The organism is Streptococcus mitis subsp. hohhotensis (genome assembly GCF_020089495.2).
Lineage (GTDB): Bacteria > Bacillota > Bacilli > Lactobacillales > Streptococcaceae > Streptococcus > Streptococcus hohhotensis.
In genome coordinates, this window is the sequence record NZ_JAIRCA020000006.1 from 88,245 (window position 1) to 110,992 (window position 22,748).

General features: G+C 42.5%; 18 protein-coding genes. 14 read left to right on the top strand and 4 right to left on the bottom strand.

Going from position 1 to position 22,748, the window contains the following annotated elements:
- Nucleotides 1-89: 89 nt before the first annotated feature.
- The 6 genes from pbp1b (at nucleotide 90) to K4Z77_RS03975 (ending at nucleotide 6,882) form a co-directional block, all read left to right on the top strand.
- On the top strand, nucleotides 90-2,555 hold the full coding sequence (gene pbp1b, locus K4Z77_RS03950) for a penicillin-binding protein PBP1B (RefSeq protein WP_224218514.1): 2,466 nt from the start codon (nucleotides 90-92) through the stop codon (nucleotides 2,553-2,555).
- An 81-nt stretch (nucleotides 2,556-2,636) separates the two neighbouring features.
- Nucleotides 2,637-3,548, top strand: a complete 912-nt coding sequence (locus K4Z77_RS03955; protein ID WP_224218515.1) for a DMT family transporter — start codon at nucleotides 2,637-2,639, stop codon at nucleotides 3,546-3,548.
- Nucleotides 3,549-3,776: 228 nt separating this feature from the next.
- The gene (gene dapD / locus K4Z77_RS03960; protein ID WP_224218516.1) at nucleotides 3,777-4,475 is read left to right on the top strand and encodes a 2,3,4,5-tetrahydropyridine-2,6-dicarboxylate N-acetyltransferase; all 699 of its coding nucleotides are present in this window, start codon (nucleotides 3,777-3,779) and stop codon (nucleotides 4,473-4,475) included.
- 67 nt (nucleotides 4,476-4,542) lie between these two features.
- Entirely contained in the window at nucleotides 4,543-5,673 is a 1,131-nt protein-coding gene (locus tag K4Z77_RS03965; protein ID WP_224218517.1) for an N-acetyldiaminopimelate deacetylase, read from the top strand.
- Between the two features lie 11 nt (nucleotides 5,674-5,684).
- The gene (locus K4Z77_RS03970; RefSeq protein ID WP_224218518.1) at nucleotides 5,685-6,224 is read left to right on the top strand and encodes a 5-formyltetrahydrofolate cyclo-ligase; all 540 of its coding nucleotides are present in this window, start codon (nucleotides 5,685-5,687) and stop codon (nucleotides 6,222-6,224) included.
- The gene (locus K4Z77_RS03975) at nucleotides 6,208-6,882 is read left to right on the top strand and encodes a rhomboid family intramembrane serine protease (RefSeq protein WP_224218519.1); all 675 of its coding nucleotides are present in this window, start codon (nucleotides 6,208-6,210) and stop codon (nucleotides 6,880-6,882) included. The genes K4Z77_RS03970 and K4Z77_RS03975 overlap by 17 nt, the downstream gene beginning before the upstream one ends.
- Nucleotides 6,883-6,935: 53 nt before the next feature.
- Here the strand turns inward: K4Z77_RS03975 and galU are convergent, their stop codons facing one another.
- The 4 genes from galU to argS form a co-directional block, all read right to left on the bottom strand.
- Nucleotides 6,936-7,835 (bottom strand): UTP--glucose-1-phosphate uridylyltransferase GalU, encoded by a 900-nt coding sequence (galU, locus tag K4Z77_RS03980; RefSeq protein WP_224218520.1) that lies wholly within the window; start codon nucleotides 7,833-7,835, stop codon nucleotides 6,936-6,938.
- A 21-nt stretch (nucleotides 7,836-7,856) separates the two neighbouring features.
- Nucleotides 7,857-8,873, bottom strand: coding sequence for an NAD(P)H-dependent glycerol-3-phosphate dehydrogenase (locus K4Z77_RS03985; protein ID WP_224218521.1), 1,017 nt, complete (start codon nucleotides 8,871-8,873; stop codon nucleotides 7,857-7,859).
- Between the two features lie 168 nt (nucleotides 8,874-9,041).
- Entirely contained in the window at nucleotides 9,042-9,287 is a 246-nt protein-coding gene (locus K4Z77_RS03990; protein ID WP_049532292.1) for a hypothetical protein, read from the bottom strand.
- A 263-nt stretch (nucleotides 9,288-9,550) separates the two neighbouring features.
- Complete coding sequence (argS, locus tag K4Z77_RS03995; RefSeq protein ID WP_224218522.1) at nucleotides 9,551-11,242, bottom strand: arginine--tRNA ligase; 1,692 nt, start codon at nucleotides 11,240-11,242, stop codon at nucleotides 9,551-9,553.
- A 135-nt stretch (nucleotides 11,243-11,377) separates the two neighbouring features.
- Here argS and argR point away from each other — a divergent pair, with 135 nt between their 5' ends.
- The 8 genes from argR to K4Z77_RS04035 all read left to right on the top strand — a co-directional run bounded on the left by argR (nucleotide 11,378) and on the right by K4Z77_RS04035 (nucleotide 22,562).
- On the top strand, nucleotides 11,378-11,824 hold the full coding sequence (gene argR / locus K4Z77_RS04000) for an arginine repressor (RefSeq protein ID WP_001231476.1): 447 nt from the start codon (nucleotides 11,378-11,380) through the stop codon (nucleotides 11,822-11,824).
- Between the two features lie 50 nt (nucleotides 11,825-11,874).
- Nucleotides 11,875-14,409, top strand: coding sequence for a DNA mismatch repair protein MutS (mutS, locus tag K4Z77_RS04005; protein WP_224218523.1), 2,535 nt, complete (start codon nucleotides 11,875-11,877; stop codon nucleotides 14,407-14,409).
- A gap of 146 nt (nucleotides 14,410-14,555) precedes the next feature.
- A complete protein-coding gene (gene patA / locus K4Z77_RS04010) occupies nucleotides 14,556-16,262 on the top strand; it encodes a multidrug efflux ABC transporter subunit PatA (protein WP_224218524.1) in 1,707 nt (568 codons plus the stop codon).
- 1 nt (nucleotide 16,263) lies between these two features.
- The gene (patB, locus tag K4Z77_RS04015) at nucleotides 16,264-18,030 is read left to right on the top strand and encodes a multidrug efflux ABC transporter subunit PatB (protein WP_224218525.1); all 1,767 of its coding nucleotides are present in this window, start codon (nucleotides 16,264-16,266) and stop codon (nucleotides 18,028-18,030) included.
- A gap of 287 nt (nucleotides 18,031-18,317) precedes the next feature.
- Nucleotides 18,318-19,007, top strand: coding sequence for a gamma-glutamyl-gamma-aminobutyrate hydrolase family protein (locus K4Z77_RS04020; RefSeq protein ID WP_224218526.1), 690 nt, complete (start codon nucleotides 18,318-18,320; stop codon nucleotides 19,005-19,007).
- Nucleotides 19,008-19,176: 169 nt separating this feature from the next.
- Nucleotides 19,177-20,526 carry a glucose-6-phosphate isomerase gene (locus K4Z77_RS04025; protein ID WP_000018268.1) on the top strand — a complete coding sequence of 450 codons (1,350 nt, stop codon included), beginning with the start codon at nucleotides 19,177-19,179 and terminating at the stop codon, nucleotides 20,524-20,526.
- A 127-nt stretch (nucleotides 20,527-20,653) separates the two neighbouring features.
- Nucleotides 20,654-22,114 carry a glutamate--tRNA ligase gene (gene gltX, locus K4Z77_RS04030; RefSeq protein ID WP_224218527.1) on the top strand — a complete coding sequence of 487 codons (1,461 nt, stop codon included), beginning with the start codon at nucleotides 20,654-20,656 and terminating at the stop codon, nucleotides 22,112-22,114.
- 13 nt (nucleotides 22,115-22,127) lie between these two features.
- The gene (locus K4Z77_RS04035) at nucleotides 22,128-22,562 is read left to right on the top strand and encodes a cytidine deaminase family protein (protein ID WP_023943950.1); all 435 of its coding nucleotides are present in this window, start codon (nucleotides 22,128-22,130) and stop codon (nucleotides 22,560-22,562) included.
- Nucleotides 22,563-22,748: the final 186 nt, after the last annotated feature.

Genomic DNA, 22,748 nt, shown 5'->3' on the forward strand with positions numbered 1-22,748 from the left:
CGAGCAATAGCCTAGTAGAATAGGGAAGAAAGTGGCTATTTTATTGAAAGTTTCCCTTTTGTGGTATAATAGATAGAGTGAGGAAATCCATGCAAAATCAATTAAATGAATTAAAACGAAAAATGCTGGAATTTTTCCAGCAAAAACAAAAAAATAAAAAATCAGCTAGCCATGGCAAGAAAGGCTCAAGTGTCCAAAAATCTAAATCCTTAGATAAGCCAGCCATTTTTCCAGCTATTTTACTGAGTATAAAAGCCCTATTTAACTTACTCTTTGTGCTCGGTTTTCTAGGAGGAATGTTGGGAGCTGGGATTGCTTTGGGGTACGGAGTGGCCTTATTTGACAAGGTTCGGGTGCCTCAGACAGAAGAATTGGTACATCAGGTCAAGGACATTTCTTCTATTTCAGAGATTACCTATGCGGATGGGACGGTGATTGCTTCCATAGAGAGTGATTTGTTGCGCACTTCTATCTCATCTGAGCAAATTTCGGAAAATCTGAAGAAAGCTATCATTGCGACGGAAGACGAACACTTTAAAGAACATAAAGGTGTAGTGCCCAAGGCGGTGATTCGTGCGACCTTGGGGAAATTTGTAGGTTTGGGTTCTTCTAGTGGGGGTTCAACCTTGACCCAGCAACTAATTAAGCAGCAGGTGGTTGGGGATGCGCCGACCTTGGCTCGTAAGGCGACAGAGATTGTGGATGCTCTTGCCTTGGAACGCGCCATGAATAAAGATGAGATTTTAACGACCTATCTCAATGTGGCTCCCTTTGGCCGAAATAATAAGGGGCAGAATATTGCAGGGGCTCAGCAGGCAGCTGAGGGAATTTTCGGTGTAGATGCCAGTCAGTTGACGGTTCCTCAAGCAGCATTTTTAGCAGGACTTCCACAGAGTCCCATTACCTATTCTCCTTATGAAAATACTGGGGAGTTGAAGAGTGATGAAGACCTAGAAATTGGCTTGAGACGGGCTAAGGCAGTTCTTTACAGTATGTATCGTACAGGTGCCTTAAGCAAAGACGAGTATTCTCAGTACAAGGATTATGACCTTAAACAGGACTTTTTACCATCGGGCACGGTCACAGGAATTTCACGAGACTATTTATACTTTACAACTTTGGCAGAAGCTCAAGAACGTATGTATGACTATCTAGCTCAGAGAGACAATGTCTCCGCTAAGGAGTTGAAAAATGAGGCAACTCAGAAGTTTTATCGTGATTTGGCAGCCAAGGAAATTGAAAATGGTGGTTATAAGATTACTACTACCATAGATCAGAAAATTCATTCTGCCATGCAAAATGCGGTTGCTGACTATGGCTATCTTTTAGACGATGGAACAGGTCGTGTAGAAGTAGGAAATGTCTTGATGGACAACCAAACAGGTGCTATTCTAGGCTTTGTAGGTGGTCGTAATTATCAAGAAAATCAAAATAATCATGCCTTTGATACCAAACGTTCGCCAGCTTCTACTACCAAGCCCTTGCTGGCCTACGGTATTGCTATTGACCAGGGCTTGATGGGAAGTGAAACGATTCTCTCTAACTATCCAACAAACTTTGCTAATGGCAATCCGATTATGTATGCTAATAGTAAGGGAACAGGAATGATGACCTTGGGAGAAGCTCTGAACTATTCATGGAATATCCCTGCTTACTGGACCTATCGCATGCTTCGTGAAAAGGGTGTTGATGTCAAGGGTTATATGGAAAAGATGGGCTACGAGATTCCTGAGTACGGTATTGAGAGCTTGCCAATGGGTGGTGGTATTGAAGTCACAGTCGCCCAGCATACTAATGGCTATCAGACCCTAGCAAATAATGGTCTATATCATAAAAAACATGTGATTTCTAAAATTGAAGCCGCAGATGGTAGAGTGGTGTATGAGCATCAGGATAAACCGGTTCAAGTCTATTCAAAAGCTACTGCGACAATTATGCAGGGCTTGCTGCGAGAAGTTCTATCCTCTCGTGTGACAACAACCTTCAAGACGAATCTGACTTCTTTAAATCCTACTCTGGCTAATGCAGATTGGATTGGGAAGACTGGTACAACCAACCAAGACGAAAATATGTGGCTCATGCTTTCGACACCTAGATTAACCCTAGGTGGCTGGATTGGGCATGATGATAATCATTCATTGTCACGTAGAGCAGGTTATTCCAATAACTCTAATTACATGGCTCATCTGGTAAATGCGATTCAGCAAGCCTCCCCAAGCATTTGGGGGAACGAGCGCTTCGCTTTAGATCCTAGTGTCGTAAAATCCGAAGTCTTGAAATCAACAGGTCAAAAACCAGGGAAGGTTTCTGTTGAAGGAAAAGAAGTAGAGGTCACAGGTTCGACTGTTACCAGCTATTGGGCTAATAAGATAGGAGCTCCTACGACCAGCTATCATTTTGCTATTGGCGGAAGTGATGCGGATTATCAGAATGCTTGGTCTAGCATCGTGGGGAGTCTACCAACTTCATCAAGCTCCAGCAGTTCAAGTAGTAGTTCTAGCGATAGCAGTAACTCAAGTACTACACGACCTTCTTCTTCAAGGGCGAGACGATAATTCTATAAACTGTGCTAAATGAAGTGGCTAATCAATGGATTGCCACTTTTTTCTTTTTCCCTTTCGTGTTACAATAAAGGTATGAATCAGTATCAGAAAAAGATTGTTAAAGGAACCATTTATTCGCTCCTATCCGGCTTAATCTGGGGAATCTGTGGAATTTTAGGAGAGTATTTCTTTACTCATTATCAGGTGTCTTCGGGCTGGATTACCTCTATGCGTTTGACACTGGCAGGGAGTTTTGTGCTCATTTGGTCTGCAGTGCAATTAAAATCGCAAGTGCTAGATATTTGGCGAGATAAGAAAAATTACCTGCCCTTTTTAGCCTATGCTATTTTGGGGATTTTTTCAGTCCAGTATTTTTTCTACCTCTGCGTAGAATACTCAAATGCAGCGACAGCGACTATTTTACAGTTTATCAGTCCTGTCTTTATCCTCTTTTACAATCGCTTGGTTTATCAAAAACGAGCGTCAAAAAGCGCTATTTTCTATGTTTTGGTTGCCATGCTGGGTGTTTGCTTGATGGCGACAAAAGGCGATCTCTCTCAGCTATCCATGACGCCACTAGCCCTTATAACAGGTTTGCTGAGTGCCATGGGGGTCATGTTTAATGTTATCTTGCCCCAACCTTTTGCGAAACGCTATGGTTTTGTACCTACGGTTGGGTGGGGGATGATTTTGGCCGGTTTATTTAGCAATGTCCTCTCGCCGGTTTATCAGCTTTCCTTTATTCTTGATATTTGGAGTATCTTGATTTGCCTCATTATCGCTTTCTTTGGAACGGCTTTTGCCTTTTTCATTTCCATGAAGGCGGTGTCCTTGGTTTCTCCCTTGGTGGTTTCCGTTATCAGTGCCAGTGAACCCCTGTCGTCTGCCCTTTTGAGCGTTTTATTTTTAGGCTTGGTAGTGGATTGGTCCCTCCTTCTAGCTATGGCCTTGATTATTTTGCCTATGATTTTCCTATCGGTAGAAGAAGCGAAAGAAAGTAAATAAAAAGTCTTTTCTTAATTCTAAAAGTGTGCTATACTAGAATAGTCAATAAAACACGGGGAGATAGTTGTGAAGAGTGTTTTTAGGTTGTATCGGTAGGGGCTTGCTTTTACCGACAGCACGTTTTATCTCACATCCCTAAAAATCATACCTAAAAACAAACAAAAAGGCTTCAAATTTGAGGCCTTTTTTGGTAGAATAGGTATCATTAAAATGAACTAGGAGGCGCCTATGACTGCTATAAAAATGAACGCTCAAGAAATTATCCAATTTATCGCCAACGCTGAAAAGAAAACCAGTGTTAAAGTAACCTTTGAAGGACAACTTGCAACTGCTGTACCTGGATCTGTTGTCAAACTAGGGAATGTCCTATTCGGAGACTGGAAGGACGTGGCTCCGCTTCTAGATGGTTTGGTAGAAAATCAAGACTATGTTGTTGAGCAAGATGCTCGTAATTCTGCAGTTCCTTTGCTAGATAAACGTGCTATCAATGCTCGTATCGAGCCAGGTGCTATTATCCGTGATCAGGTTGAAATTGGTGACAATGCTGTTATCATGATGGGAGCCGTTATCAATATCGGTGCTGAAATTGGTGCAGGAACCATGATTGACATGGGTGCTATCCTTGGTGGCCGTGCTATCGTTGGGAAAAACAGTCACGTTGGTGCAGGTGCGGTTCTTGCAGGTGTGATTGAGCCAGCTAGCGCAGAACCAGTCCGTGTTGGAGACAATGTTCTTATCGGCGCTAATGCAGTGGTTATCGAAGGGGTCCAAATCGGTAGTGGTTCAGTTGTCGCAGCAGGAGCTATTGTTACCCAAGATGTCCCAGAAAACGTGGTGGTAGCAGGTGTTCCAGCTCGTATCATCAAAGAGATTGATGCCCAAACCCAACAAAAAACAGCGCTAGAGGATGCGCTTCGTACCTTATAATTGTAAAAGTAATAAAGAGGCGGAACCCTTCTTCCAGCCTCTTTCTGCTATATAGGAGGATAGATAGATGTTAGATTTGATTCAGATTAGACGAGATTTGCACCAGATTCCAGAGATTGGCTTGGAGGAGTTCAAGACTCATGCTTATTTGCTGGATGTGATTGAGAAATTGACTGCGGGCAAGGAGTTTGTTCAAGTTCGTACTTGGCGGACAGGTATTTTGGTCTATTTGCAGGGAAGTCAGTCAGAGCGGACCATTGGTTGGCGGACAGATATTGATGGTCTTCCTATCGTCGAACAAACAGGCCTTCCTTTCGCTTCCCAACACCAAGGTCGCATGCATGCTTGTGGCCATGATTTTCATATGACTATTGCTTTGGGCTGTCTTGAGCGAGCCCTTGAAGAGCAACCAAAGAATAACCTGCTCTTTCTGTTTCAGCCTGCTGAAGAAAATGAAGCTGGTGGTATGCTCATGTATGAGGATGGTGCTTTTGGAGACTGGTTGCCAGACCAGTTTTATGGCCTCCATGTTCGACCAGATCTGAAGGTTGGACAGATTGCGACCAATACTCATACACTCTTTGCAGGAACTTGCGAGGTGAAGATCCGTTTCAAAGGAAAAGGCGGACACGCAGCCTTTCCACATGAAGCCAATGACGCCTTGGTGGCTGCTAGTTACTTTGTGACCCAAGTACAGTCAGTGGTTAGCCGCAATGTCAATCCAATCGAGGGAGCAGTGGTGACCTTTGGAGTTTTTCAAGCAGGGACAACCAACAATGTCATCACAGACACAGCCTTTTTGCATGGAACTATTCGGGCCTTGACACAGGACATGAGTCTCTTGGTGCAAAAAAGGGTCAAAACAGTTGCAGAAGGAGTTGCAGCAGCCTTTGATATGGAAGTCGAAGTGGAACTCAAACAAGGTGGATACCTACCTGTTGAGAACAATCCAGCCTTGGCGCGTGAACTGATGAACTTCTTTGAAGAGAAAGACGGAATCGAGTTGATTGATATCGAGCCTGCTATGACAGGTGAAGACTTTGGTTATCTCCTTTCAAAAGTTGATGGCGTTATGTTCTGGCTTGGTATAGATAGTCCCTATGCCCTTCATCACCCTCAGATGAATCCTAAGGAAGAAGCATTAGCTATTGGGGTGGATGCGGTCTCTAGTTTCCTGAAAAAGAAGGCAGCAGAGTAGAGGGCTTGTCTATGAAATCGGAATTACGCAAGCAAGTCTTGCACGAAATGAAGGCTTTAACTCGAGAGCAAAAACAGTTTATAGACCAAACTTTAACTGAACGACTTTTACAACACCCCTTTTACCAAGAAGCCAAGGTTATTGCAACCTATCTCTCTTTTCCTCATGAGTTTCAAACGCAGGAATTGATTGAGCAGGCGCTGAAGGATGGCAAGAAGGTTCTGATACCAAAAACCTATCCCAAGGGGCGCATGGACTTTGTGGTCTATGATCCGCAACAACTGGTCAAAACTTCCTTTGGCTTACTGGAACCACAGGGAAATTTGGAAGTGGTGGATGCCTCTCAGATTGATTTGATTCATGTTCCGGGGTTAGCTTTTACGATGGAAGGCTATCGGATTGGCTATGGTGGAGGTTATTATGACCGCTATCTGAAACATTTTACTAGTCATACTTTGAGTACGGTTTATCCTTGTCAAATTCGGGACTTTAGCCCTGAAAATCATGATATTCCTGTTCAGGAGGTACTGATTGATGAAAGAAATCTTTGATAGGCGTTACCCTGTGACGAGTTTCTTTCTCTTAGTGACGGCCTTGGTATTTCTACTAATGTTGGTGACCACAGGGGGAAACTTTTACAGGGCAGATACCCTATTTCGATTTGGAGCCATGTACGGGCCTGCCATTCGCCTCTTTCCTGAGCAGATTTGGCGTCTCTTCTCTGCCATTTTTGTTCATATTGGGTGGGAGCATTTCATTGTTAATATGCTTTCGCTCTATTATCTTGGTAGGCAAGTAGAGGAGATTTTCGGATCCAAGAAGTTTTGCTTTCTCTATCTCTTATCTGGAATGATGGGCAATCTCTTTGTTTTTGTATTTAGTCCCAAATCCTTAGCAGCAGGAGCCTCGACTTCTCTCTATGGGCTATTTGCCGCGATTATTGTTCTTCGCTATGCTACGCGTAATCCTTATATCCAGCAGTTGGGCCAATCTTATCTGACACTTTTTGTGATTAATATTATTGGAAGTGTTTTGATTCCCGGCATCAGCCTGGCAGGCCATATCGGAGGAGCAGTTGGTGGTGCATTTCTAGCAGTTATCTTTCCAGTTCGAGGAGAAAGACGGATGTATAATACCATCCAGAGGTTAGGAGCGGTAGTCTTGTTCGTAGGGTTCGCAGTCTTGCTTTTCTACAAGGGAATGGGATGAAAATTTATGTAATGAAAAAAGATAAGGCATTTTTTAAACCTTATCTTTTTATTTTATTCCTTCTCAGCCAATTCTTTTCCCAGTTGGATGATGTAATCTTTCAAGTCATCTTTGACTTGTGGGTGCTTGAGGGCATAATCAATAGAGGTTTTTATAAAACCAAACTTATCCCCAACGTCGTAACGAGCTCCTGTAAATTCACGGGCGAAAACACGTTGTGTTTTATTGAGAGTATCGATTGCATCGGTAAGTTGGATCTCATTTCCAGCACCAGGGGCTTGATTTTCTAAGATATCAAAAATCTCAGGTGTGAGCAGATAGCGGCCGATAATTGCCAAATCACTTGGAGCATCTTCTGGAGCTGGTTTTTCAACGAAAGTTTCGACGCTATAGAGTCCATTGATTCCTTCTCCTTGAGGAGATATAACCCCGTATGATGAAACGTCTTCATGAGGGACAGGCATAACAGCAATGGTTGATGCGTGAGTCGTCTCGTAATCGTTCATCAATTGTTTTGTCAAAGGAACAGCATGGTCATCTGTAATGTCCATAAGGTCGTCACCCAGCATGACAACGAAGGGCTCATTCCCTACAAAAGCTTTTGCTTGTAAGACAGCATCGCCAAGACCACGAGGATGGCTTTGACGGATAAAGTGAAGGCGAATGCCAGTTGTTTCGTCTACCAATTTTAGCAAGTCATGTTTGCTTTTTTCTTTGAGGTTGTACTCAAGCTCAAAGTTTGAGTCAAAGTGGTCTTCAATAGAACGTTTTGATTTACCAGTGACAACCAGAATATCTTCAATACCTGATTTGAGAGCTTCTTCCACGATAAATTGGATAGTTGGTTTGTCTACAATTGGCAACATTTCTTTGGCAAGGGCCTTGGTTGCTGGTAAAAATCGAGTTCCGAGTCCAGCGGCAGGGATGACTGCTTTTCTAACTTTTGATGTCATAAGAATCCTTTCTTTAGAGGGTTAAGACCACTCATTTTCTGCTTTAAATTCATTGTTCATGATGTCATAAATGGCATCTTTGATATTGGTTCCGTGGTAGATAACTTGGTAAATGGCCTGTGTAATGGGCATATAGACTCCAAGCTCTTGAGCTAGTTCATAGGCTGCTCGGGTCGTTGAAATTCCTTCGATTACCATGCCCATATTGGCTTCGATATCTGCTAGGGATTCTCCACGACCAAGGGCATCTCCAGCTCTCCAGTTACGAGAGTGGATGGAGGTTCCCGTTACGATCAAATCTCCCACACCAGATAAGCCACTATAGGTTAGTGGACTGGCTCCGAGTGCTACCCCTAGGCGGGTAATTTCTGCCAAGCCTCGAGCGATGATGGCTGCCTTAGCATTGTCGCCAAATCCCAGACCGTGTAAAGCTCCGGCACCGACAGCAATAATATTTTTAAGAGCACCAGCAGTTTCGACCCCGATAACATCCGTATTGGTATAAAGTCGGAAGTAGTGATTACTAAAGAGCTCCTGAACGTACTGAGCTGTTTGTAAATCTTTAGAAGCAGCAGTGATTAAAGTTAGGTCACGCACAATGGTCTCTTCTGCATGACTAGGACCTGAAACAACGACAATATCACTGCGGAGATGTTCAGGAATTTCTTCTTCAAGGATGGTTGATAATCGTTTATGGCTGTCAGGTTCTAATCCCTTTGATGCGTGCATGATAATTGCCTTATGGTCTAAGGTTTTGGCAACTTGTTGGGCAACAAGTCGTGTCACTTTTGTTGGGACAACAAACAAAATCGCATCTACATCTTTCAATGCCTCTGCTAAATCAGTATAGGCATGGATATTTTCATCTAGAACGACATCTTTAAAGTAGTGCTTATTAGTATGATAGGTATTAATTTCATTGATTTGTTCGGGAATGTTTCCCCAAATACGTACCTCGTGTCCATTGTCATTTAAGACTTGTGAAAGGGCAGTTCCCCAAGAACCAGGCCCCAAGACGGCGATGGTTTGTTTTTCCATGATTTCCTCCTTAATAGAGTCCTTTCCATTATTCTATCATATTCTAGAGGATTTTGCACTTGCATTGCTGGGGTGTGGTGACTTTGTGACTTCAAAAATATACAAAAACCGAGCCTAAGTAATAAACTCTCAGTCTCGGTTTTGATATTCCTTAAAGAATAGCTAGGTTTATTTCAATTGATCCGTAATGTCTTTTGATAGCAACATTCCCAGATGATAAGTTTTATTGATGTAAGCAATGACATCATTGATATTTTCAGTCGTGTGAATTTTCTCTTTGATGTCAGTTCTAAATGTTTCATCCTTCAACAGTTGTTCTTGGTAGAGTCTTTGAAGTCTTTCCTTCTCGTACTTATTAAGCAGAAAAAGGAATACCAAGCTAATCACAACGAGGATATAAGCATATTGGCTCATAGGAAATCTCCCTGTATGATAAAGAAGTAGTAGTGAGTAAATCGAATTAGTGGACCTAAAATAGCAGAACAAGCCAGCAAAACTTGATAAGATTTTTGATAGACTGTCAGTGAAGCGTTTAGGCAATTCGTATTGGTTACGACGTAAAGAAACATAAATCGATAATATTTATGTTTCTTTACTAGTGAAGCAGTTAGCTAGTCCGCCTATAAGCGGCTAGCGTCTAACAATTGGGAACTTTAGTTCCAATTGTTAGTACTGAATCACATCTTCTCAGGCGCTTCCACTCCAAGCAAGCGAAGGGCTTCTTTGAGAACGACTGCGGTTGCGTAGCTGAGGGCTAGACGGCTGTCGCGTTCTGGGCTTTCATCCAAGATACGTGTATGTGCATAGTACTTGTTGAAGGCTTGAGCCAGACTAATTGCAAATTTAGCAATGATAGAAGGTTCAAAGTTATCCGCCGCACGGTTGATAATACGTGGGAAGTCTTGGATGAGTTTGATGATTTCCCAACTTTCAGCATCATTCAAGCTATAGTTGCCAGCTGTTTCTGGTTTGAAATCCGCTTTGCGCAAGATAGATTGGATACGAGCGTAGGCGTATTGAACATAAGGTCCAGTTTCACCTTCGAAGGATACCATAGCCTCTAGGTCGAAGTCGTATCCATTTGTACGGTCGGTCTTGAGGTCATAGAATTTAATGGCTCCAACCCCAACAGCATGTGCTACCTGATCTTTATTTTCCAATTCAGGATTTTTTGCTTCAATTTGGGCTTTGGCACGACTAACAGCCTCTGCAACTGTAGGCTCTAGCAAGATGACATTCCCTTTACGAGTAGAGAGTTTTTTTCCTTCTTTTGTAACCAAACCAAAAGGAACGTGGGTAATGTCGTCACTCCAATCGTAGCCCATCTCTTGCAAAACAGCTTTGAGTTGTTTAAAGTGGGCAGATTGCTCTTGACCAACTACGTAGATAGATTTAGCAAATTGGTATTCGTTTTTACGGTAAAGAGCTGCAGCCAAGTCACGTGTGATGTAGAGAGTTGCACCATCAGATTTTTTGATAAGGGCTGGATGTTCAATTCCATATTTCTCAAGATTGACAACTTGGGCACCTTCTGATTCAACAAGAAGGCCTTTTTCAGAAAGAATGTCTACAACTGCATCCATCTTATCGTTGTAGAAAGCTTCTCCGTTGTAGCTGTCAAATTCAACCTTCAGTTCATTGTAAAGGCGGTTAAATTCCACTAAACTTTCATCGCGGAACCATTGCCAAAGAGAGAGAGCTTCCTCGTCTCCATTTTCAAGTTTACGGAACCATTCGCGTGCTTCTTCATCCAAGCTAGGGTCATTTTCAGCTTCAGCGTTGATGCGAACATAGAGTTTAAGAAGTTCATCGATTGGATGAGCTTTTACAGCTTCTTCGTTGCCCCATTTTTTGTAGGCAACAATCAACATCCCAAACTGTTTACCCCAGTCTCCCAAATGGTTGACTTTGACCGTTTGATAACCGATTTTTTGGAAAATATGTGATAAGCTATCTCCAATAACAGTTGAACGTAGGTGACCGATAGAAAATGGTTTAGCGATATTGGGACTAGACATGTCAATCACAACATTTTCTTGTTTGCCAATATGTTGGTCAGCATAGTGTTCTTTTTCAGTGATAACAGCTTGCAATACTTGAGCAGAAATGGTGGATTTATCAAGGAAAAAGTTAACGTAAGGTCCCGTTGCAACAACCTTTTCAAAGGCTTGGCTGTTAATTTTTTCAGCCAGTTCAGCCGCAATCATTTGAGGTGCTTTACGTTCGACTTTTGCAAGAGAAAAAGCAGGGAAAGCAATGTCCCCCATTTCTGAGTTTTTAGGGGTTTCCAGTAAATTTAAAATAGCCTCTTGGTCCAGGCTATCAATGATGCTAGCCAACTCGCTAGCAATCAATTCTTTTGTATTCATTAAGAGCTCCTTTTTGGACTTTTCTACTATTTTATCACAATTTTAAAGAAAGAAGAAAAAATTTTTGAAATCTCCTATTTTTTTGGTATAATATAGTTATAAAAATAGTTATAAATATTCATATAAGAGGATTTTATGAGAAAAAGAGATCGTCATCAGTTAATAAAAAAAATGATTACTGAGGAGAAATTAAGTACACAAAAAGAAATTCAAGATCGGTTGGAGGCGCATAATGTCTTTGTGACGCAGACAACCTTGTCTCGTGATTTGCGCGAAATCGGCTTGACCAAGGTCAAGAAAAATGATATGGTGTATTATGTACTAGCAAATGAGACAGAAAAGATTGATTTGGTGGAATTTTTGTCTCATCATTTAGAAGGTGTTGCAAGAGCAGAGTTTACCTTGGTGCTTCATACCAAATTGGGCGAAGCCTCTGTTTTGGCAAATATTGTAGATGCAAACAAGGATGAATGGATTTTAGGAACAGTTGCTGGTGCCAATACCTTATTGGTCATTTGTCGAGACCAGCACGTTGCCAAACTCATGGAAGATCGTTTGCTAGATTTGATGAAAGATAAGTAAGGTCTTGGGAGTTACTCTCAAGACTTATTTTTGACAAGGAGAGACGGAAAATGGCGACAGAAAAGCTATCACCCGGCATGCAACAGTATGTGGATATTAAAAAGCAATATCCAGATGCGTTTTTGCTCTTTCGGATGGGTGATTTTTATGAATTATTTTATGAGGATGCGGTCAATGCTGCGCAGATTCTGGAAATTTCCTTAACGAGTCGCAACAAGAATGCCGACAATCCGATTCCTATGGCGGGTGTTCCCTACCATTCTGCCCAACAGTATATCGATGTCTTGATTGATCAGGGTTATAAGGTGGCTATCGCAGAGCAGATGGAAGATCCTAAACAAGCAGTTGGGGTTGTGAAACGAGAGGTTGTTCAGGTCATTACGCCAGGGACAGTGGTCGATAGCAGTAAGCTGGACAGTCAGAATAACTTCTTGGTTGCTATAGACCGTGAGGGCAATCAGTTTGGTCTAGCTTATATGGACCTGGTGACGGGTGACTTTTATGTGACAGGTCTTTTGGATTTCACGCTGGTTTGTGGAGAAATTCGCAATCTCAAGGCTCGAGAAGTGGTGCTGGGTTATGACTTGTCTGAGGAAGAGGAACAAATCCTCAGTCGTCAGATGAATCTGGTGCTTTCCTATGAAAAAGAAGGCTTTGAAGACCTTCATTTACTGGATTCACGATTGGCAGCGGTGGAGCAAGCGGCATCTAGTAAACTGCTTCAGTATGTTCATCGGACTCAGATGAGGGAATTGAACCACCTCAAGCCTGTTATCCGCTATGAAATCAAGGATTTCTTGCAGATGGATTATGCGACCAAGGCCAGTCTGGATTTGGTTGAGAATGCTCGTTCAGGAAAGAAGCAAGGCAGTCTTTTCTGGCTTTTGGATGAAACCAAGACGGCTATGGGAATGCGTCTCTTGCGGTCTTGGATTCATCGCCCCTTGATTGATAAGGAACGAATTGTCCAACGTCAGGAAGTGGTGCAGGTCTTTCTCGACCATTTCTTTGAGCGTAGTGATTTGACAGACAGTCTCAAGGGTGTTTATGACATTGAGCGCTTGGCTAGTCGTGTTTCTTTTGGCAAAACCAATCCCAAGGATCTCTTGCAGTTGATGACTACCTTGTCTAGTGTGCCACGGATTCGTGCGATTTTAGAAGGGATGGAGCAACCTGCTCTAGCCTATCTCATCGCACAACTGGATGCAATCCCTGAGTTGGAGAGTTTGATTAGCGCAGCGATTGCTCCTGAAGCTCCTCATGTGATTACAGATGGGGGTATTATCCGGACTGGATTTGATGAGACTTTAGACAAGTACCGTCGTGTGCTCAGAGAAGGGACTGGTTGGATTGCTGAGATTGAGGCTAAGGAGCGAGAAAACTCTGGCATCAGCACGCTTAAGATTGACTACAATAAAAAGGATGGCTACTATTTCCATGTGACCAATTCGCAACTGGGGAATGTGCCAGCTCACTTTTTCCGCAAGGCAACGCTGAAAAACTCAGAACGCTTTGGAACTGAAGAATTAGCCCGTATCGAGGGAGATATGCTGGAGGCGCGTGAGAAGTCTGCTAACCTAGAGTACGAAATTTTTATGCGTATTCGTGAAGAGGTCAGCAAGTACATCCAGCGTTTGCAGGCTCTAGCCCAAGGAATTGCGACAGTTGATGTCTTACAGAGTCTGGCGGTTGTGGCTGAAACCCAGCATTTGATTCGACCAGAGTTCGGAGATGATTCGCGAATTGATATCCAGAAAGGGCGCCATGCTGTCGTTGAAAAGGTTATGGGGGCTCAGACCTATATTCCCAATACGATTCAGATGGCAGAAGATACCAGTATCCAACTGATTACAGGGCCCAACATGAGCGGAAAGTCTACCTACATGCGTCAGTTAGCCATGACGGCGGTTATGGCCCAGATGGGTTCTTATGTGCCAGCAGAAAGTGCCCATTTGCCGATTTTTGATGCAATCTTTACTCGTATTGGAGCAGCAGATGATTTGGTTTCGGGTCAGTCAACCTTCATGGTGGAGATGATGGAGGCCAATAATGCCATTTCGCATGCGACCAAAAATTCCTTGATTCTTTTTGATGAATTGGGACGGGGAACTGCAACTTATGACGGGATGGCTCTTGCTCAGTCCATCATCGAATACATCCATGAGCACATCGGAGCCAAGACCCTCTTTGCGACCCACTACCATGAGTTGACTAGTCTGGAGTCTAGTTTACAACACTTGGTTAATGTTCACGTGGCAACCTTGGAGCAGGATGGGCAGGTCACCTTCCTTCACAAGATTGAACCAGGTCCAGCTGATAAATCCTACGGTATCCATGTTGCCAAGATTGCTGGCTTGCCAGCAGACCTTTTAGCAAGGGCGGATAAGATTTTGACTCAACTGGAGAGTCAAGGGGGAGAAAGTCCAAGTCTGATGAGGCAAACAAGTGATGTCACTGAACAGATTTCACTCTTTGATACGGCAGAAGAGCATCCTGTCCTAGCAGAATTGTCTAAGCTTGATGTTTACAACATGACACCTATGCAGGCTATGAATGTCTTGGTTGAGTTAAAACAGAAACTATAAAACCAAGACTCACTAGTTAATCTAGCTGTATCAAGGAGACTTCTTTGACAATCCTCCACTTTTTTGCTAGAATAACATCACACAAACAGAATGAAAAGGAGCTGACGCATTGTCGCTCCCTTTTGTCTATTTTTTAAGGAGAAAGTATGCTGATTCAGAAAATAAAAACCTACAAGTGGCAGGCCTTAGCTTCGCTCCTGATGACAGGCTTGATGGTTGCTAGTTCACTTTTGCAACCGCGTTACCTGCAGGAAGTGTTAGACGCCCTCCTTGCTGGAAAATATGAAGCTATTTATAGTATCGGGGCTTGGTTGATTGGTGTGGCCCTGGTCGGTCTGGTTGCTGGTGGGCTCAATGTTGTCCTTGCAGCCTATATTGCCCAAGGAGTTTCATCTGACCTTCGGGAGGATGCCTTCCGTAAAATCCAAACCTTTTCTTATGCTAATATTGAACAATTTAATGCGGGAAATCTAGTCGTTCGCATGACAAATGACATCAACCAGATTCAGAACGTGGTCATGATGACCTTCCAGATTCTTTTCAGACTTCCCCTCTTGTTCATCGGTTCCTTTATCCTGGCGGTTCAAACCCTACCTTCTCTGTGGTGGGTAATTGTTCTCATGGTAGTCTTGATTTTTGGTTTGACTGCCGTCATGATGGGAATGATGGGGCCTCGTTTTGCCAAGTTTCAAACCCTTCTTGAACGCATCAATGCCATTGCCAAGGAAAATCTGCGTGGCGTTCGTGTGGTCAAGTCCTTTGTCCAAGAAAAAGAGCAGTTTGCTAAGTTTACGGAAGTTTCAGACGAGCTTCTCGGTCAAAATCTTTACATCGGTTATGCTTTTTCAGTAGTGGAACCTTTCATGATGTTGGTCGGTTATGGGGCGGTATTCCTCTCTATTTGGCTAGTTGCAGGGATGGTTCAGTCGGATCCATCAGTTGTTGGCTCTATTGCTTCCTTTGTTAATTACCTGAGCCAGATTATCTTTACCATTGTTATGGTTGGATTTTTAGGGAATTCTGTCAGCCGTGCCATGATTTCTATGCGTCGTATTCGAGAAATTCTTGACGCAGAGCCAGCTATGACCTTCAAGGATGTGCCAGATGAAGAGTTGGTCGGAAGTCTTAGCTTTGAAAATGTAACCTTTACCTATCCAATGGATAAGGAACCGATGCTGAAAGATGTGAGCTTTACTATTGAATCTGGTCAAATGGTTGGTGTCGTTGGAGCGACTGGTGCAGGGAAGTCAACCTTGGCTCAATTGATTCCACGTCTCTTTGATCCGCAAGAAGGCTCTATTAAAATCGGTGGCAAGGATATTCGAGAAGTGAGTGAAGGAACCCTGCGTAAAACAGTGTCTATCGTTCTCCAACGTGCCATTCTCTTCAGTGGAACGATTGCAGATAACTTGAGACAGGGTAAGGGAGATGCTACTCTATTTGAAATGGAGCGTGCAGCCACTATTGCCCAAGCCAGTGAATTCATTCATCGTATGGAGAAAACCTTTGAAAGTCCAGTTGAGGAACGAGGAACCAACTTCTCAGGTGGGCAAAAGCAAAGGATGTCGATTGCGCGTGGAATTGTCAGCAATCCACGTATTCTGATTTTTGACGATTCGACCTCGGCCTTGGATGCTAAGTCAGAGCGCCTAGTGCAAGAAGCCTTGGATAAGGACCTGAAGGGGACGACAACCATTATTATTGCTCAAAAAATTAGCTCGGTTGTCCATGCAGACAAGATCTTGGTTCTAGATCAAGGACGATTGATTGGTCAAGGCAGGCATGCAGACTTAGTTGCCAATAATGCCGTTTACCGTGAAATCTATGAAACACAGAAAGGAAAGGAGGAATAAAATGAAGACAGTTCAATTTTTCTGGCATTACTTTAAGGTCTATAAGTTCTCATTTGTGGTTGTTATTTTGATGCTGGTTCTATCAACTCTTGCCCAAGCCCTCTTTCCGGTCTTTTCTGGACAAGCGGTAACAGAGCTAGCCAATTTAGTTCAAGCTTATCAAGATGGCAATCCAGAACTTGTTTGGCAAAGCCTATCAGGAATCATGGTCAATCTTGGCCTGCTAGTTTTGGTTTTATTTATCTCCAGTGTCATATACATGTGTCTTATGACGCGTGTGATTGCAGAATCGACCAACGAGATGCGCAAAGGCCTCTTCGGTAAGCTTGCTCGGTTGACGGTTTCTTTCTTTGACCGCCGACAAGATGGCGATATCCTGTCTCGTTTTACTAGTGATTTGGATAATATCCTCCAAGCCTTTAATGAAAGTCTGGTTCAGGTCATGAGCAATATTGTTTTATACATTGGTCTGATTTTTGTCATGTTTTCGAGAAATGTGACACTGGCGCTCATCACCACTGCCAGCACACCAGTGGCCTTCCTCATGATAATTTTCATCGTGAAAATGGCACGCAAATACACCAACCTCCAGCAGAAAGAGGTAGGGAAGCTCAACGCCTATATGGATGAGAGTATCTCAGGCCAAAAAGCCGTGATTGTGCAAGGTATTCAAGAGAATATGATGACAGGATTTCTTGAACAAAATGAGCGCGTGCGCAAGGCAACCTTTAAAGGAAGAATGTTCTCAGGAATTCTGTTCCCTGTCATGAATGGGATGAGTCTGGTTAATACAGCCATCGTCATCTTTGCTGGTTCAGCTGTACTTTTGAATGATAAGTCTATCGAAACAAGTACAGCCCTAGGTTTGATTGTTATGTTTGCCCAATTTTCACAGCAGTACTACCAGCCTATTATCCAAGTTGCAGCTAGTTGGGGAAGCCTCCAGTTAGCCTTTACAGGTGCTGAACGGATTCAGGAAATGTTCGATGCAGAGGAAGAAATCCGACCTGAAAAGGCTTCAATCCTCACTAAGTTGCAAGAAGGTGTTGAAATCAGTCATATTGATTTTTCATACCTGCCTGATAAACCTATTTTGAAAGATGTCAGTATTTCCGCTCCGAAAGGCCAGATGACAGCGGTTGTTGGTCCGACAGGTTCAGGGAAAACGACTATTATGAACCTCATCAATCGCTTTTATGATGTTGATGCTGGTGGTATTTATTTTGACGGCAAAGACATCCGTGACTATGATTTAGATAGTCTCAGAAGCAAGGTGGGAATTGTTTTGCAGGATTCGGTCTTATTTAGCGGAACGATTCGAGACAATATCCGTTTCGGTGTGCCAGATGCTAGTCAAGAAATGGTTGAGGTAGCAGCCAAGGCAACCCACATTCACGACTATATCGAAAGCTTGCCTGATAAGTACGATACTCTTATCGATGATGATCAAAGCATCTTCTCGACAGGGCAGAAACAATTGATTTCTATCGCTCGAACCCTGATGACAGATCCAGAAGTTCTCATTCTCGATGAAGCAACTTCAAACGTAGATACGGTGACAGAAAGCAAGATTCAGCATGCCATGGAGGCAGTTGTAGCAGGCAGAACCAGTTTTGTCATTGCCCATCGTTTGAAGACCATCCTCAATGCAGACCAGATTATTGTCCTCAAAGATGGAGAAGTCATTGAACGTGGTAATCACTATGAACTCTTAAAACTAGGTGGATTCTACTCAGAACTCTATTACAATCAATTTGTCTTTGAATAAGAAAAAAGTTGTCCTATGTGGACAGCTTTTTCTTGTCCATAAAAAAATTTATCACAGCCTTAAAAAAACATATTAGACGAAAGGCATTTTGAGTGATATGATAGGACTATCATATCACTCAATGAAAATCAAAGAGCAAACTAGGAAGCTAGCCGTAGGTTGCTCAAAGCACTGCTTTGAGGTTGTAGATAGAACTGACGAAGTCAGTAACATATATACGATAAGGCGACGCTGAAGTGGTTTGAAGAGATTTTCGAAGAGTATTAACATTCGAAAGGAGAGACATCATGCCTAGAACGGTTGTAGGAGTTGCTGCAAATCTATGTCCCGTAGACGCAGAGGGCAAAAACATTCATTCATCTGTATCTTGTAGATTCGCAGAGAGCATTCGTCAAGTCGGTGGTCTCCCTTTAGTCATTCCTGTTGGTGATGAGTCAGTTGTACGCGATTATGTGGAAATGATAGATAAACTTATCTTGACAGGCGGTCAAAATGTCCACCCTCAGTTTTATGGAGAGAAAAAGACCATCGAGAGCGATGATTACAATCTGGTCCGTGACGAATTTGAATTGGCACTCTTGAAAGAAGCGCTTCGTCAGAATAAACCAATTATGGCAATCTGTCGCGGTGTCCAACTTGTCAATGTTGCCTTTGGCGGCACCCTCAATCAAGAAATCGAAGGTCACTGGCAAGGACTACCTTTCGGAACATCTCACTCTATTGAGACAGTAGAAGGAAGCGTGGTGGCCAAGCTATTTGGGAAAGAAAGTCAGGTCAACTCCGTCCATCGTCAAAGTATTAAAGATTTGGCACCTAATTTCCGTGTAACTGCTATTGATCCAAGAGACCAAACTATTGAAGCGATTGAGTCTATCGACGAGCACCGCATTATCGGTTTGCAGTGGCATCCAGAGTTTCTGGTTAATGAAGAGAATGGTAATTTAGAATTATTTGAGTATTTATTGAATGAACTGTAACGACTGGAACATCTAGTCGTTCTTTCTTTTATTTTTTCAAAATTTTTGGAATGTGGGATTTTTACGCAAACGTTTGAATTCTGATAAAAATTGGAGAAATTCGACAAAAAACTTGAAAAAAACGAAGGTAAGCGTTATGATAGAAAAGAAGAAATATTGGAGGAATAACATGTCACATATTAAATTTGATTATTCAAAAGTTTTAGACAAATTTGTTGCACCACATGAAGTGGAATACATGCAATCACAAGTAACAGCAGCAGATGAATTGATCCGTAAAGGAACTGGTGCTGGTAGCGACTTCTTGGGATGGTTGGACCTTCCTGAAAACTACGACCGTGAAGAATTTGACCGCATCTTGAAAGCTGCTGAGCAAATCAAGTCAGACAGCGATGTCTTGGTTGTAATCGGTATCGGTGGATCTTACCTTGGTGCCAAAGCAGCAATCGACTTCTTGAACCACCACTTTGCTAACTTGCAAACAAAAGAAGAACGCAAAGCTCCACAAATCCTTTACGCAGGAAACTCAATCTCATCTACTTACCTTGCTGACTTGGTAGAATACGTAGCTGATAAAGACTTCTCAGTAAACGTGATTTCTAAATCAGGTACAACAACTGAACCAGCTATCGCTTTCCGTGTCTTCAAAGAACTCTTGGTTAAGAAATACGGTCAAGAAGAAGCCAACAAACGTATCTATGCAACAACTGACCGCCAAAAAGGTGCTGTTAAGGTTGAGGCAGACGCTAACGGTTGGGAAACATTTGTTGTTCCAGATGATATCGGTGGACGCTTCTCAGTATTGACAGCCGTTGGTTTGCTTCCAATCGCAGCATCAGGAGCTGACATCAAAGCCCTTATGGAAGGTGCGAATGCAGCTCGCAAAGACTACACTTCAGATAAAATCTCTGAAAACGAAGCTTACCAATACGCAGCAGTTCGTAACATCCTTTACCGTAAGGGCTATGCAACTGAGATCTTGGTAAACTACGAGCCATCACTTCAATACTTCTCAGAGTGGTGGAAACAATTGGCTGGTGAATCAGAAGGAAAAGACCAAAAAGGTATCTACCCAACTTCAGCCAACTTCTCAACTGACTTGCACTCACTTGGTCAATTTATCCAAGAAGGAACTCGTATCATGTTTGAAACAGTTGTTCGTGTTGACAAACCTCGTAAAAACGTAATTATCCCTAGCTTGGAAGAAGACCTTGATGGACTTGGTTACCTTCAAGGAAAAGACGTTGACTTTGTAAACAAAAAAGCAACTGACGGTGTTCTTCTTGCCCACACAGACGGTGATGTACCAAACATGTACGTGACTCTTCCAGAGCAAGACGCTTTCACTCTTGGTTATACAATCTACTTCTTCGAATTGGCTATCGCTCTTTCAGGTTACTTGAATGCTATCAACCCATTTGACCAACCAGGTGTTGAAGCCTACAAACGTAACATGTTCGCCCTTCTTGGAAAACCAGGATTTGAAGAATTGAGTAAAGAACTTAACGCACGTCTATAATAGAAGAAAAGAGTGGTTTGTCCACTCTTTTTACTCTCTTTATTCATAGAAATTGGACTCAGCCAAGACTTGTGATATAATATAGAGAGCAAAAAGGCAGACGCCTAGAGACTTTATAGGAGAAACTATGTCAAAAGATATCCGCGTACGTTACGCACCAAGTCCAACAGGACTACTACACATCGGAAATGCCCGTACAGCATTGTTCAACTACCTTTATGCACGTCATCACGATGGAACTTTTATTATCCGTATCGAAGATACTGACCGTAAACGTCATGTCGAGGATGGGGAACGTTCACAGCTTGAAAACCTTCGTTGGTTAGGTATGGATTGGGATGAAAGCCCAGAAACACATGAAAATTACCGCCAGTCTGAACGTTTGAACTTGTATCAAAAATATATCGACCAATTGCTAGCTGAAGGAAAAGCCTACAAATCTTACGTTACAGAAGAAGAGTTGGCAGCTGAACGCGAACGCCAAGAAGCAGCTGGCGAAACACCACGCTACATCAATGAATACCTTGGTATGAGTGAAGAAGAAAAAGCAGCTTACATCGCAGAACGTGAAGCAGCAGGGATCATCCCAACGGTTCGTTTGGCGGTCAATGAGTCAGGTATCTACAAGTGGCATGATATGGTCAAAGGTGATATCGAATTTGAAGGTGGCAATATCGGTGGTGACTGGGTTATCCAAAAGAAAGACGGTTACCCAACTTACAACTTTGCTGTTGTTATCGATGACCACGATATGCAAATCTCTCACGTAATCCGTGGAGATGACCATATTGCTAATACACCAAAACAGCTCATGGTTTATGAAGCACTTGGTTGGGAAGCTCCAGAGTTCGGTCACATGACCTTGATTATCAACTCTGAGACTGGTAAGAAGTTATCTAAACGTGATACTAATACACTTCAATTTATCGAAGATTACCGAAAGAAAGGTTACCTTCCAGAAGCAGTCTTTAACTTTATCGCCCTTCTTGGTTGGAACCCAGGTGGCGAAGATGAGATTTTCTCTCGTGAAGAATTGATTAAACTTTTCGATGAAAATCGCCTCAGCAAGTCTCCAGCAGCCTTTGACCAGAAAAAACTAGACTGGATGAGCAATGATTATATCAAGAATGCAGACCTAGAAACTATCTTTGAAATGGCAAAACCATTCCTAGAAGAAGCAGGCCGTTTAACAGACAAGGCTGAAAAATTAGTTGAGCTCTATAAACCACAAATGAAATCAGTAGATGAGATTATCCCATTGACAGATCTCTTCTTCTCAGATTTCCCAGAATTGACCGAAGCAGAGCGCGAAGTCATGGCAGGTGAAACAGTCCCAACAGTTCTTGAAACCTTCAAAGCAAAACTTGAAGCAATGACAGATGATGAATTTGTGACAGAAAATATCTTCCCACAAATTAAAGTAGTCCAAAAAGAAACAGGTATCAAAGGGAAAAATCTCTTCATGCCAATTCGTATTGCTGTTTCAGGTGAAATGCATGGTCCAGAGTTACCAGATACGATCTTTTTGTTAGGCCGTGAAAAATCAATCCAGCATATCGAAAATATGTTGAAGGAAATCTCTAAGTAAGAAGGGTACAATAATGGACATCTGGGAAAAGATGTACGAAGAAGCACAGAAGCTATACGATCCACATGAAGTATCTGATTTTGTTTACGCTAACCATGTTGTGGCCGCAGTAGAAGCAGAAGATGGACAAATATTTACAGGTTTCTGTATGGAGGGAACCTGTGGTGTTTTCCATCTCTGCGCAGAACGGGCAGCTCTCTTCAATATGTACCAATTTTCAGGACAAACTAAGGTTAAAAAAGTATTAGCCTTTCGAGACAAACCACCTTATGGTGGAAGTTCAGGAATGCCCTGTGGAGCTTGCAGAGAATTCCTATTAGAGTTGAACGCTGAAAATAAAGATGCAGAATTCATGATGGACTATAATATAAGAAAAACAGTTAAAGTCGCAGAACTAATGCCCTATTGGTGGGGAGAAGAACGTGCTTCTAAGTTTAATGAACAATAGAAGAGTCAGTACAATTCTGGCTCTTTTTACTATAATTTGAAAAACTGTACTTGAAAAGAATTGAAAAATTTGTAAAAAGTTTAAAAAAGGTGTTGACAAAGTTTGAAAAGTCGGTATAATAGTAAGAGTTGAAAATAACAACTCTGGTCCGTTGGTCAAGGGGTTAAGACACCGCCTTTTCACGGC

Coding starts and splice junctions, on each gene's coding strand:
- pbp1b (WP_224218514.1), top strand. CDS start 90: ATGCAAAATCAATTAAATGAATTAAAACGAAAAATGCTGGAATTTTTC.
- K4Z77_RS03955 (WP_224218515.1), top strand. CDS start 2,637: ATGAATCAGTATCAGAAAAAGATTGTTAAAGGAACCATTTATTCGCTC.
- dapD (WP_224218516.1), top strand. CDS start 3,777: ATGACTGCTATAAAAATGAACGCTCAAGAAATTATCCAATTTATCGCC.
- K4Z77_RS03965 (WP_224218517.1), top strand. CDS start 4,543: ATGTTAGATTTGATTCAGATTAGACGAGATTTGCACCAGATTCCAGAG.
- K4Z77_RS03970 (WP_224218518.1), top strand. CDS start 5,685: ATGAAATCGGAATTACGCAAGCAAGTCTTGCACGAAATGAAGGCTTTA.
- K4Z77_RS03975 (WP_224218519.1), top strand. CDS start 6,208: ATGAAAGAAATCTTTGATAGGCGTTACCCTGTGACGAGTTTCTTTCTC.
- galU (WP_224218520.1), bottom strand. CDS start 7,835: ATGACATCAAAAGTTAGAAAAGCAGTCATCCCTGCCGCTGGACTCGGA.
- K4Z77_RS03985 (WP_224218521.1), bottom strand. CDS start 8,873: ATGGAAAAACAAACCATCGCCGTCTTGGGGCCTGGTTCTTGGGGAACT.
- K4Z77_RS03990 (WP_049532292.1), bottom strand. CDS start 9,287: ATGAGCCAATATGCTTATATCCTCGTTGTGATTAGCTTGGTATTCCTT.
- argS (WP_224218522.1), bottom strand. CDS start 11,242: ATGAATACAAAAGAATTGATTGCTAGCGAGTTGGCTAGCATCATTGAT.
- argR (WP_001231476.1), top strand. CDS start 11,378: ATGAGAAAAAGAGATCGTCATCAGTTAATAAAAAAAATGATTACTGAG.
- mutS (WP_224218523.1), top strand. CDS start 11,875: ATGGCGACAGAAAAGCTATCACCCGGCATGCAACAGTATGTGGATATT.
- patA (WP_224218524.1), top strand. CDS start 14,556: ATGCTGATTCAGAAAATAAAAACCTACAAGTGGCAGGCCTTAGCTTCG.
- patB (WP_224218525.1), top strand. CDS start 16,264: ATGAAGACAGTTCAATTTTTCTGGCATTACTTTAAGGTCTATAAGTTC.
- K4Z77_RS04020 (WP_224218526.1), top strand. CDS start 18,318: ATGCCTAGAACGGTTGTAGGAGTTGCTGCAAATCTATGTCCCGTAGAC.
- K4Z77_RS04025 (WP_000018268.1), top strand. CDS start 19,177: ATGTCACATATTAAATTTGATTATTCAAAAGTTTTAGACAAATTTGTT.
- gltX (WP_224218527.1), top strand. CDS start 20,654: ATGTCAAAAGATATCCGCGTACGTTACGCACCAAGTCCAACAGGACTA.
- K4Z77_RS04035 (WP_023943950.1), top strand. CDS start 22,128: ATGGACATCTGGGAAAAGATGTACGAAGAAGCACAGAAGCTATACGAT.